This is a genomic window from Akkermansiaceae bacterium (assembly GCA_019634595.1).
Classification (GTDB): Bacteria; Verrucomicrobiota; Verrucomicrobiia; order Verrucomicrobiales; family Akkermansiaceae; genus Luteolibacter.
Genome location: JAHCBC010000008.1, coordinates 36,297 through 50,226, shown reverse-complemented (window position 1 = coordinate 50,226; position 13,930 = coordinate 36,297). Strand labels below are relative to the sequence as shown.

The 13,930-nt window shown below is 63.6% G+C and carries 8 protein-coding genes; 7 read left to right on the top strand and 1 reads right to left on the bottom strand.

Annotated elements, in window-relative coordinates:
* Positions 1 to 22 precede the first annotated feature (22 nt).
* A complete protein-coding gene (locus KF712_21670) occupies positions 23 to 3,067 on the bottom strand; it encodes a c-type cytochrome (protein ID MBX3743610.1) in 3,045 nt (1,014 codons plus the stop codon).
* A 93-nt stretch (positions 3,068 to 3,160) separates the two neighbouring features.
* On the opposite strand from KF712_21670, the gene KF712_21665 reads away from it, so the two are divergent.
* The 7 genes from KF712_21665 to KF712_21635 all read left to right on the top strand — a co-directional run bounded on the left by KF712_21665 (position 3,161) and on the right by KF712_21635 (position 13,892).
* Complete coding sequence (locus KF712_21665; GenBank protein ID MBX3743609.1) at positions 3,161 to 4,045, top strand: NTP transferase domain-containing protein; 885 nt, start codon at positions 3,161 to 3,163, stop codon at positions 4,043 to 4,045.
* A gap of 108 nt (positions 4,046 to 4,153) precedes the next feature.
* Positions 4,154 to 5,113, top strand: a complete 960-nt coding sequence (locus KF712_21660) for a hypothetical protein (GenBank protein MBX3743608.1) — start codon at positions 4,154 to 4,156, stop codon at positions 5,111 to 5,113.
* On the top strand, positions 5,110 to 9,507 hold the full coding sequence (locus KF712_21655; protein MBX3743607.1) for a PQQ-dependent sugar dehydrogenase: 4,398 nt from the start codon (positions 5,110 to 5,112) through the stop codon (positions 9,505 to 9,507). The genes KF712_21660 and KF712_21655 overlap by 4 nt, the downstream gene beginning before the upstream one ends.
* A gap of 13 nt (positions 9,508 to 9,520) precedes the next feature.
* The gene (locus KF712_21650; protein ID MBX3743606.1) at positions 9,521 to 10,174 is read left to right on the top strand and encodes a PEP-CTERM sorting domain-containing protein; all 654 of its coding nucleotides are present in this window, start codon (positions 9,521 to 9,523) and stop codon (positions 10,172 to 10,174) included.
* A 65-nt stretch (positions 10,175 to 10,239) separates the two neighbouring features.
* On the top strand, positions 10,240 to 13,272 hold the full coding sequence (locus KF712_21645; protein MBX3743605.1) for a PQQ-dependent sugar dehydrogenase: 3,033 nt from the start codon (positions 10,240 to 10,242) through the stop codon (positions 13,270 to 13,272).
* An 87-nt stretch (positions 13,273 to 13,359) separates the two neighbouring features.
* Positions 13,360 to 13,599 (top strand): type II toxin-antitoxin system ParD family antitoxin, encoded by a 240-nt coding sequence (locus tag KF712_21640; GenBank protein ID MBX3743604.1) that lies wholly within the window; start codon positions 13,360 to 13,362, stop codon positions 13,597 to 13,599.
* Positions 13,596 to 13,892, top strand: a complete 297-nt coding sequence (locus tag KF712_21635) for a type II toxin-antitoxin system RelE/ParE family toxin (protein MBX3743603.1) — start codon at positions 13,596 to 13,598, stop codon at positions 13,890 to 13,892. Before KF712_21640 ends, KF712_21635 begins: the two co-directional genes overlap by 4 nt.
* Positions 13,893 to 13,930 lie beyond the last annotated feature (38 nt).

Genomic DNA, 13,930 nt, shown 5'->3' with positions numbered 1-13,930 from the left:
TCTGCCGCAATGTCCTCCCTCCTCAGCCGCCGACGGCTTTGAGGGAGACGAGGTACTCGATGAGCGAGGTGAACTCCTCAAGGGTCAGCGTTCCACCGAGGCCCGGAGGCATCATGGAGGTTGGCAGTTCTTTCTCTTCCTTCACATCGGCGCGGTTGATCTTGCTGGCCTGGCCGGCGATGTCGCGCAGCGAGATGACGCCGTCCGCCTCACCGGTGACAAAGCCCATGTGCATGGTCTTGCCGTCTTTCATGGCGAAGGTGGCGGTGCGGAAGCCCTGGGCGACGACCTTGTTCGGCTCCAGGATGGAGTCGATGAGGTAGTCACGGGTGAACTTGGCACCGGCGGCACCGAGGTAAGGCCCCTTCTGCTCCGCCTTCGGGTCGATGGCGTGGCAGGCGATGCAACCTTGGGCAGTGTAGAGGCGTTCGCCGACTTTCACATCCCCCTTGTTGTCCAGGGCGTGCTTGAACACATCCCCGACGGGGAGTTCGGCGACCTTCTTCCCGGCGCCGCCGGACGCGCCCGCTTCCTTGGCGGCCTTGGCGGCGTCGATGAGCGTACGGTTGTCGCTGTTCATGCCCACTTCGATCTGCTTGTCGAAGCCGGAGAGCTTGAGGTCCGTGATGGCCTGGAAGAAGCCGATCTCGCGCGGATTCTTGTCGAGGCCCTTCTGGATCTTGCCCTTCACGTCGTCCTTGGCCAGCGGGCTCTTGAAGACGGTGAGGAGAGATTTCCAGACGATGCGGCTGCCCGCGTCCCCGGCGCTGGAGCCGAGCTTCAGCAGGGCGTCGATTTCCTTGCCGCGGTTCGGATCGTTGATGAAGTCGGTGATGGCCTGGGAAGCTGCATCCGGAAGGTTCGCCTCACCGGACCATTGGGCCAGGATGTTCACCGCGGAGTTGAGCGAGCCTTCGCCACCGGCTTTCTTGAGCGCGGCATAGCAGGCGATGCGCTGTTCCCACGCGCGCTTGGAGTCCTTCGCGGCGTCCTCCAGGACGGTGTGCTGGCCACCAAAGAGCTTGTCGGAATCGAGCGCGATGATCACCGGATCCAGGTTGCCGAGCTTGAGGTCACCCAACGGGATGCGGTTTTTCGCGATGACCTGCACCAGCGGCATCTGCGAGGCTTCCGGCAGCTTGGCGAAGGTGCCCTCGATGGCCGCCTTGACCTTCGGCGTGCCGTCCCAGGTGACCGGGTTGTAATACGGTCCACGGTCATCCGGACGGGTGTTCCACCAATCCTTGAGATCCCACTGCTTCTCGATGTTGTAGAGACGGGCGAGTGTTTTGACGACACCCTCAAGGACGGCGTTGTCCTGGCTGCCAGCGGAAATGGCGATGAGGCCGTCCACGACTTCCATGCCATGGATTTCCTGGAGCGCGCGCAGCGCGTAGTCACGCTGGCCGGGGTCCTTCGTCACCGCGGCGAGGAGCGGCTTCACGTCCTTGATGGCGACGAGGGCTTTGACGGCGGTGTGGGGCAGGCGGTAGTGCTCACCCTTTCCGAGCTTCGACTCGTCACGGGACCAGGCGGCCGAGGCCTCCAGGATGGCCGGGGTGGAACCCGCGGCCTTTTCCTTCAGACGGGAAAGTCCGACGAGGGCCTGCTGGACCACGCGTGGGTTCTTGTCCTTCAGCGCATCCAGGTAAGGCTTGGCCGGGATGCCATCCAGCTCGCCGACACGGTCGGTGGCGGCACGGAGGACGAACTCGCGGACGACATCATCGGAGACGAGATCAAGCAGCGGCTTGTTCGCGTCCTTGCCGAAGAGTTGCTTGAGGGTGAAGATGGCGGCAACGCGGGAATAGGCTTCCTGCTTCGGGTCCTTCGCGATGGCGAGGATGCCCTGGGCGAACGGCGGCTTTTTGCCACGGGCAAGGATCTCGCGCTGGGCTTCCAGGCGCTGCACACCGCTGCGGGATGCCAGCAGCGGAATGAGCTGGTCATCCGTCGCCTTCGTCACATCGACATAGGCAGCGGGTTTCTCACCGGGGACGATGACCTGCTGGACGAAACCGATCTTCTTGTTCTTGTCGAAGTTGAAAGCACCGTTGCGCCAGTCCGCCAGATAGAGGCGGGAGAAGCCGTCCACATCGATGTCGATGGCACGGGGCAGCTTCTCGAACACTTCCTGCTCGGTGACGAAGGTCGCCTCGAAGGGCTTCATCGGGTGCGAATAGACGTTCCCGGTGGTCCAGTCCGTCGTGTAGGTCATGTCGCCGTAGTTCTTCGGGAAGCCGGGCTCATGGAGATAGAGGCCGCCGGTACCGGAACCACCGCCGTAGTCCGCGAGCGGCAGGGCCGTTTCATCGATGAAGTTCTGGTAGAGGCGCGGATAGCCCGCGTCCGCGAGATGGGTGAAGTGGTGGAAGCGGGTGTTCCAGCCCTTGCCGTCGTTGGTGTTGTCCCGGGAGAAAAGGTCGAGATACGGGGAAATGGCGACGTCGCAGATGTTGCGGGTCATCACCGTGTAGAGTTCCAGGTCGGAACCGTCCGGGCGGACCCGGGCGACACCGCCACCCTGGAGGGTCACGCGCTTGCCATCCGAGCCGACCGCGTCCGGCATGCCGAAGTCACCGACAGCAACATACAACCAGCCGTCGATACCCATGCGGACGCCGTTGGTGGTGTGGTCCGCGCCGCGCGGGTGCTCGATGCCCCAGCCGAATCCCTTGACCAGTTCTTTCTTCTCATCCGCGATGCCATCGCCGTTGGTGTCCCGGAAGCTGGAGAGATACGGCGGGTGGATGAGGTAGAAGGTGCCACCGGTGTAGTGACCGCCGCGGGGGCTGTCCACGTCCGGGACGAAGTCCACGAACTCGTCCGCCTTGCCGTCGTTGTTGGTGTCGCGGGCGCGGACGATCTTTCCGAAATGCTTCTCATGGCCGAGCGAGCCGTTCTTGTCGGAGGAAACATAGACGTCGCCATTGGCGGCGGCGCTGACGGCGGTGGGATACTCGAGCTGCGGCGGGCCGCCGAACTCGCGGATCACGAATCCTTCGGGCAACGCGCTGGACAGCGCGGGTGCGAGGACAATGGTTGGGATCAGTCTGCTTGGTCGCATGGGTCGGGGTTATACGGAGAGTAATTGTATTTTCCTCAGGGAAATAGCACAGGCGGCTTGAAATTGATGGAGAGCAGGGACAAATCAAGCCACATGACGCAGGCATTCATTCTGGGAGCGGGTCTGGGCACCAGACTCCGGCCTCTGACCGACCACCTCCCAAAGCCATTGGTACCGCTGCACCAGCGTCCGCTGGCGGCGTGGACGGTGGATGCCTGCGAGCGGGCTGGAATCAGCCGGTTCGCCATCAACACTCACCACCTGCCGGAAGCGTGGGAAGGATTCGGCGGCGGAAAGGACATCACGCTGTTCCATGAGCCGGTCCTGCTTGAAACGGGCGGGGGATTGAAAAACATCGAAGGCTGGATCCAGGACGAGCCGCTGCTGGTCCACAATGGTGACATCTACTCCACCCTGCCGCTGCACGAGCTGATGGCGGCGCACAAGGCGTCCGGCCTGCCGGTGACGCTGGCGGTGAGATCTTTCGGCGAGGCCCGCCACATCGCCCTCAACCATATCGAGGACCGGGTGACGGACATCCGCGGGATGTTGGGCAAGGCGGAGGGAACGCATGTGTTCACCGGTATTTACTGTATCAATCCGGTGTTCCTCGGAATGCTGCCGAAGGACGAAAAAATTTCGGTGATCCCCGCATTTCTGGAACTCGCCCGGGAAGGGAAGCTGGGCGCGGTGGTGCTGGATGAAGGGGAGTGGCTGGATCTCGGCGAGCGGGAGTCCTATCTGGAAGCCCACCGGAAGCTGGCGCTGGCGGACGCCATCCACCCGTCCGCGAAAGTGGACGGAGCGAAGATCGAAGGTTCCGTCGTGGGTGAGGGTGCCGTCATCGGTGCCGGCGCGGAGGTGATCGATTCGGTCATCTGGGCCGGTGCCCGGGTTCTGCCGGGTGCAAGGCTGGAGCGCTGCATCGTTTGTTCCGGAACTCCGGTGGGCGGGCAGCACGTTGACGAAGATATGTAAAAATCCGGAAAAAGGCGGATTCCCGCTACTTTTCCGGGGCCTACGCGATTGCGGGTATTGTTAGGGCAGGTGCGGATTCATAAGATCCGGACGCTATCCCCCCACCTCATGACCTATCTCCACGCCCCCCCGGCGGAGAAGGATATCCATGCCGACACCAGTCGGAAGCGTATATTTTTCTCCCGATCCCTCCCCTTTCTGCTGCTGGCCATCGTGATCCTTCCGTTTGAAGGCCACGCCGGGACCATCCACTGGGGCAGCAAGGGATATGTCGAGAACGCCGACAGCAAGGGCCGCACCTGGGACACCGGATACTCCATGGCCATCGGCATGTTCCGCGAAGGCTTCACACCCACCTTTGAAAACCGCGAGCGCTGGACCACCGAGTGGCGCGAACTCGGAACGGCGGTCTATGACGCCGAAGAGAAGCGTTTCGCCGGAACGGTGGATACCGATGCGCATGGCGATGTGCCCGCAGGAGCGAAGATCCATTTCTGGGCGAAAAACGGCGATGATCTCACAAAAGGCCCGGAATGGGTGCTGATGACGAGCGCCCCTTGGCAATGGCCCGCCACGACCTCCTCCGTGTCGCCCGCCGTCGTGTGGACGACCGACGAGCATTCCATCTCGCTCATCGTCGGGGACGCCGGCCGGAACGGGAAGCATCTCATCAGCCGGGCGCTGCGGCCCGTGCCTGTTCCGCAATCCACCTGGCTGACGGAACACTTCGGCAAGGACACCGGCTCCATGGCGGCGGATCTGGATCCGGACGGTGACGGACTGCCGAACGCTCTGGAATATTTCCTGGGCACCGATCCGAAGGACCCTTCCTCCTCCGGATCTCCGGTGCTGGAGGCAACGGGCGATGAGGTGAAATTGAAACTCGCGCGCAATCCCTACGCGGAAAGCGGCTACGTGCTGGAAGCCAGCGACGATCTCAGAACCTGGCACCCGGTGGATCACGATCTGCTCACCGACCGGCCGGATCTGGTGGAAACCTCCATCACGAAGGACCCGGCGAAGCCGACCCTTTTCTTCCGCTTCACCCTCAAGCCGGCAGTGAAATGAGAAAGTTCCTCCTCGCCCTGGCAGTGATGCTTTCCTGCTCCGCGATCTGCGGGGCCGCTCCCGGTCTGGATGCCCCGCAACCGGTCGGTGCCTATCTCAACGGCGTCTTCCCGCAGACCACGCCGGGCCCGACAGGCACCTGGGGCACGGCAGATGCGTTTCCGAACCTGACGTTCATCGATCCGGTGCGGATGATCAAAGATCCGCTGAGCGCGGCGCATGTCTATATCGTGTGCCGGAACGGGGAGATCTGGCGGATTCCGTTTTCCTCCACCGCGACCACGGCGCAAAAGGTGAGGTTCCTTGATCGCAAGGCGAACACCTGGGGCTACTGGGACACCGGGATGCTCTCCATGGCATTCCACCCGGAGTATGGCGTGCCGGGCAGCCCCAACCGTGGCTACGTCTATGTCTTCTACCAATACATACCCGTCCCCATCGCGAACAATGTGGGATCTTCCTCCTACATGCGTGTGTCGCGCTTCACGGTGCCGGACGGGGCAACGGTCGCGGACCCTGCTTCCGAGTACGTGTTGATCCAGCAATACGACCGCCACAACTGGCATGGCGGCGGCGGCATGTTCTTCGCCCCGGACGGGTTCCTCCACATCGTGATCGGCGATGAAGGGGACGCGAACGATTCCCACGGCGCGGCGCAGAAGCTCAACTCCCGCCTGTTCAGCGGCATCCTGAGAATCGACGTGGACAGGGATCCGGAAAAGTCGCACCCGATCCGCAGACAACCGGCCCAGCTCAGCATGCCCAGCGGTTGGCCGCAGAGCTTCACACAGGGCTATTACATCCCGGATGACAATCCATGGCAGGACCCGGCGGGCGGCATTCTGGAGGAGTTCTGGACCGTCGGCACCCGCAGCCCCCACTCGATGCACTTCGACAGGGCTTCCGGCGACATCTGGATCGCGGATGTCGGGCAAGGGACGCGGGAGGAAATCACCATCGCCAGAAAAGGAGGCAACCACCAGTGGCCCTACAAGGAAGGACTCGCCAACGGCCCGAAGGCCAAGCCCGCCAACCTGATCGGCGAGGACAATCCGCCGGTCTATGACTACGGCCGCTCGATGGGCGGCTGCATCATCGGTGGCATCGTCTACCGGGGTTCCCTCCACTCCGGTTCCCTGACCGGGAAATACATCTTCGGGGACCACAACACGAAAGCCATCTATGCGCTGAACCGCCCGCAGGGTGCGGCCGCAAGCGCCGAGTACCTGACGGAAGTGAAACGCTCCGGAGGAACGAAAGCCGGTCTGTCCGGCATCTGCGAAGGACCGGACGGCGAGGTGTATTTCATGGAACTGGGGAACACCGGCGCGGACACCGGGAAGATCTACAAGCTGGTGAGGACGGGCGGTGCGGTCGCGGATCCGCCGCAGTTGCTTTCCCAAACGGGGGCTTTCAGCAACCTGGCGACCCTGACCCCGGCCCAAGGGCTGATTCCCTATGATGTGAACTCCCCGCTGTGGACGGATGGCGCGGAGAAGAAGCGCTGGATCGCCATCCCGAACAACGGCACCCACAACACCGCCGCGGAACAGGTCACCTACAGTGAGACGGGCGCGTGGAAGTTCCCCGTGGGGACGGTGCTGGTGAAACACTTCGCCCTGCCCGTGGATGAGCGGAACCCCTCCATCGTGAAGCCCGTCGAAACGCGGTTCTTCGTCCACGGTTCCAACGGAACCTACTACGGGGTGACCTACCGCTGGAACGAGGCGGGCACCGATGCCCAGCTCATGACCACCGGTGGATCGCGCGACATGACCGTGACCAAAGCGGATGGAACGACGCGGACGCAGCGCTGGGATTTCCCCAGCCGGTCGGACTGCCGCACCTGCCACACCACTTCATCGGACAACGTGCTGGGCGTACGCTCCCACCAGCTCGCCGGGGATCACTACTACTCCCTGACCGGCCGGACGTCCGACCAACTGGAGACATGGAATTCGCTGGGGATCTTCGGCACCTCGTTCGGCTCCAGGAATCCGGCCACCCTCCCGCGCGCGGTCAACCCGCACGATCCGCACGCGTCGCTGGACCAGCGGGTGAAGTCCTACCTGGACGCGAACTGCTCCCACTGCCATCACCCCAGCGGCGTTTCCGCGAACTTCGACGCGACCTTCAGCACCGCGCTGTTCGCCCAGGGCATCGTCGGCGGACTCATCAACCGGCCGATCAACGGGCAGACGGACAAAGTCGTGGACCCGGGGAACATCGCCCGCTCGCTGCTGCACGGCAGGTTCTCCGTGACGGGGACCAACCAGATGCCACCGCTGGGCAAGAATGTGGTGGACACGAAAGCCGTCGCGCTGGTGGAGGACTGGATCCGCAGCCTGGACAGCGCGGGCTTTCCCGATGCCACCTTCGGCATCCGCGGTGACTACTATACAGGGCGTAATTTCAACACCCTGGCCTTCTCGCGGGTGGACACGGCGGTGAATTTCAACTGGGAAAACGGGCCTCCGGGGGCCGGAGTCAGTGAGGATGACTTTTCCGTGCGCTGGCAGGGAAAACTCATCCCGCCATCGACGGGAACCTACACGCTGCATGCCACCGGTGACGACGGCATCCGCGTGAAGATCAACGGCAGCACCATCATCAACGCGTGGATCGACCAGCCACCGACGGAACACAGCGGGACAGTGACACTGACCGCGGATCAGGCGGTCGATCTGGTGGTGGAATACTACGAAGCCACCGGAGGCTCCGTGGCCTCCCTGGCATGGACCGGCCCGGGCATCTCCAAGCAGGCGATCCCGCCCTCCGCCTACCGCCTCTCGCAGCCCTTCAATGCCGCACCGGTCGCACGGAATGATGCCTTCACGGTCACGCACGGCGCACCTTCCACGCTGGACGTGCTGGCAAACGACGAGGACGGGGACGCACCCCTGGGCATCCATGGCGTGGCGATCAAGACACCACCGTCCCATGGCACCGTGAGGATCGACGGCGCGGGCAAACGCCTGGTCTATACCCACAACGGACTTTCCTCCCGCAGCGACTCCTTCACCTACACGGTGACGGACCCGGAGGGCGTCGCATCAAACACGGCGACGGTGACGCTTTCCATCCCGTTCGACTTCGCCGCGTGGGCGGCATCCACACCCGGCGCGGGTGGAAGCGCGGCCTCCAACGGCGACGGCGACCTTTATCCGGATTTGCTGGAATTCGCGCTCGGTGGCTCGCCACAGAGCGGAGCCTTCGCGGCGGGGGAACCGTTGGCGCTGGTGGAGCAAAGCGGCGCGGTATCGTTCACGGTCCGCCGTCCGGTTGGCCTGAGCGGCGTGCGCCACGAGGTCTTCACCAGCCCCGATCTGGTGACCTGGACACTGGCGGGGACGCCCGTCATTTCTCCGGATGGCAGCGGGTATGAGAAGCTGGCTTTCCAAGGACTGGAAGGACGTCCCGGCCTCACCGCGGACCGTGGCTTCGCACGGCTGAAGGTGACTCTGGAACCATCAGGAGGAAGTGCGGTGAGCCTGCCGCTGGGCTGGCTGGCGGCGGAGTTCGGAGCGGGCACGCGCACGCTGGGGAATCCGTTCAGGACCGCCGTGTTCTCGTCAAAGGTGACATCGGTCACCGGCAACAAGCTCAGGGTGATGGGAGATCCGCCCGCCACCTCCGGCTATGTGGAGATCACCACCGGAACCCATGAGGGCAGGAGATTCGACGTCACCGGCATTTCCGGAAACGAGATCGAACTGGCTGGCACCCTGCCGGATCTGGCCGGAGCAAATCTGGTGCTGTGCCAGCATGATACCCTGGGCGGGACTTTTCCGAAGGATCTGTTCAGGGGATCCACCAACCCGGGAGAGGCGGACCAAGTGCAGTTCCATGTGAATGACGGCACCTCCCAGCCGAAGTTCGAGCTTTTCTACCTGCTGGACGCACGTCCCGGAAATGCGACGCACCAGTGGCGCGCCTTCATCCCCGGCGGCGGCGACCGTGGAGGAAGGATCATTTCCGCCGGAGAGGGCGTGTTCGTGAAACGCCAGGCGGGAGTACCTACGGCGCGCATCGTACTGCGTGGCCAGGTGCGGGCGAACGCCTTCCGCCAGACGCTCCGGCAGGGGGTGAACCTCACCGCGTCCCCCTTCCCGCTGCCGATGACACCCCGGCAGCGCGGCATGTGTGATCCTCTTGCTGGATTCACCGCGTCCACCAACGTGGGCAATGCGGACCAGTTCCAGATCATGCGGAACGGCGCGTTCCGGATCTTCTACCTGCTCGATCATCCGACGCTCGCGGACCCATGGCGGGAAACCGTGCCGGGCAGTCCGGACTACAGTGACAACCCCATCTTCGCGCCCACGGAAGCCGCATTTATGAAGCGTAACCAGGCTTCCCATCTCCACCTGATCCCGCTACCCTGGAACCCCTGACACCCCCCGAACCATGGAAATTCCCCCCATTTCCGCGGTCGCCGGACTGATCCTGTTTGCCGCGATCATTCCTGCATCCGCCCAAAGCTACGAAAGCCTCACAAGCGAGAAGAGCATCCAGATCGTATGGGCAAGCGATGCATACGCCACGAACCTGATGGCGGACGGCACCACGACCTTCGGAGGCTCTCCGGTGAACATCCAGTTCGAGCTGGGAACCTTCGCCGTGGGATTTGATCCACGCGGGGCGTCACCGGCGGAGTGGGCCGCGAACTGGGTGGTGCTGCAAACGGCGGCCTATGACAAAGCGGAGGACCAGGTGATCCAGACCGCCACACTGGGCAGCAACGCCGCGCCCTTTTCCGAGAATACGCAGGCCTACATCTGGGGCTACACGACCAAGGACCTGAACAGCGGCATGGCGCAGTGGATCATGCTGGCGGCGGATGAATGGAAGTGGCCGTCCGTGGACTCCCTGCAGCCGCCGACTTTCTCCGTATCCGATGCGGCCAAAGCCTCCGAGATGATCCTCGGATCGGTGAACAGCACCTTCAACGGCGTGGCCTACCACATGCAGCTCGCTTCCGTCGCGGCGGTTCCGGAGCCATCGGTGATGGTCCTGCCGGGGCTGGCACTGCTGGGACTGGCACTGCGCAGAAAGCGCTGAAAAGGACATCCGCGGTTGCGCGGACGGACGGCCCGGAGAATGCTTTCCGCATCCGGCCCGGGTTCATGCGTCGATTTTCCATCAGCTTCCTCACCATCGCGGCGCTCGCCGCCTGCCTTCCCGGACATGCGGAGACAGGCCCGTTCCTCAACGGGATCTTCCCGAAAACAGCACCGGGACCGAGCGGCACCTGGGCGCTGGCGGATGCCTTCCCACACCTGACCTTCGTGGACCCCGTGCGGCTCGCCGCGGATCCGCGCGATGCGACGAAGGCATTCGTGGTCTGCCGCAACGGCCAGATCTGGCACATCCCTTTTTCCCCGGACGCAAAGCCGGAAGACAAGGTGCTGGCGCTGGACCTGAGCGCGAACACGCTGGGCTTCGGCGACTCCGGCATGATGTCGATGGTGTTCCACCCGGACTTCAACATCCCGGACAGCCCTAACCGTGGTCATGTCTATATCTACTACCAATACGTGCCGGAGCAACCGGGCGATTTCGACCCCGCCACGCCGAACTATCTGAGGCTGTCGCGGTTCACCATCGCGGATGGCGCGGGGGTGATCGACCCCGCTTCCGAGTTCGTGCTGATCCAGCAGTTCGACCGGCACGCGTGGCACACGGGCGGCGGGATGTTTTTCGGACAGGACCGCTTCCTTTACCTGGCGATCGGCGATGAGGGAGGGAGCAAGGATTTCTACAAGTCCGGCCAGAAGATCAACGACCGCCTTTTCGGAGGCATCCTGAGGATCGACGTGGACCAGGATCCGCAGCGTTCGCACCCGGTGAGGCGGAAGCCGAAGGCCATCCCGGTCCCGGCTGGGTGGCCGGAAACCTTCACGCAGGGCTACTCCATCCCAAATGACAACCCGTGGCTGGACCGGAAAGGCGGGGTGCTGGAGGAGTTCTGGAGCATCGGCACGCGCAACCCGCACTCCATGTGCCTGGATGAGGAGACGGGGGAAATCTTCGTGGCGGATGTGGGGCAGGACTCGCGGGAGGAAATCACCATCGCCCGCAAGGGAGGGAATCACCAGTGGCCCTACAAGGAAGGCACGATCGATGGCCCGCTGAAGAAGCCCGCGAAGCTCATCGGGAAGGAAGTACCGCCGGTTTTCGACTACGCGCGGTCGATGGGCGGCTGCGTGATCGGCGGGATGGTGTACCGCGGCCCCGCCCACTCCGGGACGCTGACCGGCAGATACATTTTCGGGGACCACGCGTCGCGCGGGATCTACGCCCTGGACCAGTCCGACGCAAAGCATGTGGAGGCGGAGTTCCTCACCAGCGTGCCGCGCTCGCCCGGGGACAAGCGGCGGCTTTCCGGCATCAGCGAGGGACCGGACGGGGAGCCGTATTTCATCGAGCTGGGCGATCCCGGCACGGACACGGGGAAAATCCACCGGCTGATCCGCTCCGGGACGCCGGTGCCGGAACCCCCGCGCCTGCTTTCCCAGACCGGGGCCTTCACGGACACCGCGGCACTCACCCCCTCCCCCGCCCTCCTGCCCTACGCGGTGAACTCCCCGCTGTGGACGGACGGCGCGGCGAAGCAACGCTGGATCTCCCTCCCCTCCGGTGCGGAAAAAGTCCGCTACCGGGAGCAGGGTGAGTGGGATTTCCCGGTGGGCACGGTGCTGGTGAAACACTTCGCCCTGCCGGTGGATGACCGAGATCCCGCGCAGGTGAAGCCGGTCGAGACGCGATTCTTCGTCCATGGCGAAGGCGGCCTCTACTACGGTGTCACCTACCGCTGGAACGAGGCGGGCACGGATGCGGAGCTGATCTCCAAACGCGAGAACCGCAAATTCCAGATCACCGGCAAGGATGGCAAAAAGCGGTCGCAGACATGGACGTTCCCGAGCAGGTCGGATTGCTTCACCTGCCACACCCCGGAGGCGGGCAGCGTGCTGGGCCTGCGGTCCCACCAGTTCTCTCCGGAGCAACTGGAATCCTGGAACCGCATGGGACACTTCGGGGAGTCTTTCGGAAATCGGGATGCCCACGCGCTGGTCCGGGCGGTGGACCCGCAGGATCCGCATGCCTCGCTCGATGACCGGGTGAAATCCTACCTCGATGCGAACTGCGCGCACTGCCACCACCCCGGTGGCGTGGCCGCGAATTTCGACGCCACCTACACCCGCCCGCTGTCCGCCCAGAAGCTGGTGCGCGGGATGGTCAACCGGCCGTTCACCGGGGCGCAGGACCGCGTGGTGACCGCCGGGGATCTCCCGCACTCCGTGCTGGCCGCACGCATGGGCGTGACGGGGGACAAACAGATGCCGCCGCTGGGCAAGAACGTGGTGGACCGGAAGGCGGTGGCGCTGGTGGAGGACTGGATCCGCAGCCTGGATGATGATCGCTTTCCGCCCAATACCCAGCCCGGCCTGCAGGCGGACTACTACAAGGGCAGTCGTTTCGACGAACTGGTCCTGAGCCGGACCGACCCCGCCGTGGACTTCGATTGGGGCAACGGCTACCCCGCCGAGGAAGTGGGGGTCGGAAATTTCTCCGTGCGCTGGCACGGGGAGGTCATCCCCCCGGCATCCGGGACCTACACGTTCATCGCCACCAATGACGACGGCATCCGCGTGATTGTGAACGGGGTGAAGGTCATCGACTCCTGGGCGGACCAACCGGCGACGGAACGCTCCGGCCCCATCCAGCTCACCGTAGGCAGGCCAGCGGATCTTGTGGTGGAGTTCTACAAATCGACCCCAGGAGCGACGGTGAAGCTGGCGTGGTCCGGCCCGGGCATCACCCGCGAGATCATTCCTGAGAATGCCTACCGCCGGTCCTCCACCACCGACCAGGAACCGGTGGCGGAGGATGATGAGATCCAGATGAGAAAGTCCGGCCCCACCGCCATCGACGTCCTGGACAATGACGTCGGCTTCAACGCCCCGCTGGGCATCCATGGCGTGAGCATCACCGAAGCCCCGGCACACGGCACCATCCGCATTTCCGGAGCCACCGGAAAACTGACTTACACCCCGGGTGCCACCGGCAAGAAGGAAGACTCATTCCGCTACACGGTGAGCGATTCACGGGGGCTGATTTCAAACGAGGCGACGGTGGTCCTTACGCCTGGCCCTTAAATTCCGGCGGTCGGCCGCGGCGACCTCCAAAGATTGACAATCCTTGGAGACGAGCTAGTCTGCAAGGAATCCGAGGTTGTCATTTCCATGCATGTTTCCCTCACGCCAGAACTGGAGCACCAGGTCCGACTGAAGGTCGAATCCGGACTCTACAACAACGCCAGTGAGGTCGTCCGGGAATCGTTGCGGATGATGCTTGAGCGCGATGCCATCACCCAGCGGCTTAAGGAAGAGCTTGGTGTGGGCATCGACCAACTGAAGCGGGGAGAAGGAGTATCCATTACGAACAAAGCCGACTTCATGGCACGGGCACGTGGCAGGAGATGAACCTGGTCCTTTCTCCAGCCGCTCTTTCCGATCTCCAGGGTATTTCCGATCATACCTTCCAAGCCTGGGGCGAAGAACAGGAAACCCGCTACCTCGAGGCAATCTGGGAGGCACTTGAGAAGATCCGTATCCATCCCGAGGCATTCAGGCTGCGGACGGATCTGCCCGGTGGTTGCCGTTCCATCCGCAGCGGCAGGCACGTCATCTTTTTCGCAATCACAGGCACCAACGTGGAGGTGATCCGCATCCTCCATGGGGCCATGGATTTCCCGTCCCATCTTTCAACCGAATGAGTTGATGACCTGCCACCTTCCCCATTCCAAGCGGAAGG

Coding starts and splice junctions, on each gene's coding strand:
- KF712_21655 (MBX3743607.1), top strand. CDS start 5,110: ATGAGAAAGTTCCTCCTCGCCCTGGCAGTGATGCTTTCCTGCTCCGCG.
- KF712_21665 (MBX3743609.1), top strand. CDS start 3,161: ATGACGCAGGCATTCATTCTGGGAGCGGGTCTGGGCACCAGACTCCGG.
- KF712_21650 (MBX3743606.1), top strand. CDS start 9,521: ATGGAAATTCCCCCCATTTCCGCGGTCGCCGGACTGATCCTGTTTGCC.
- KF712_21635 (MBX3743603.1), top strand. CDS start 13,596: ATGAACCTGGTCCTTTCTCCAGCCGCTCTTTCCGATCTCCAGGGTATT.
- KF712_21670 (MBX3743610.1), bottom strand. CDS start 3,067: ATGCGACCAAGCAGACTGATCCCAACCATTGTCCTCGCACCCGCGCTG.
- KF712_21645 (MBX3743605.1), top strand. CDS start 10,240: ATGCGTCGATTTTCCATCAGCTTCCTCACCATCGCGGCGCTCGCCGCC.
- KF712_21660 (MBX3743608.1), top strand. CDS start 4,154: ATGACCTATCTCCACGCCCCCCCGGCGGAGAAGGATATCCATGCCGAC.
- KF712_21640 (MBX3743604.1), top strand. CDS start 13,360: ATGCATGTTTCCCTCACGCCAGAACTGGAGCACCAGGTCCGACTGAAG.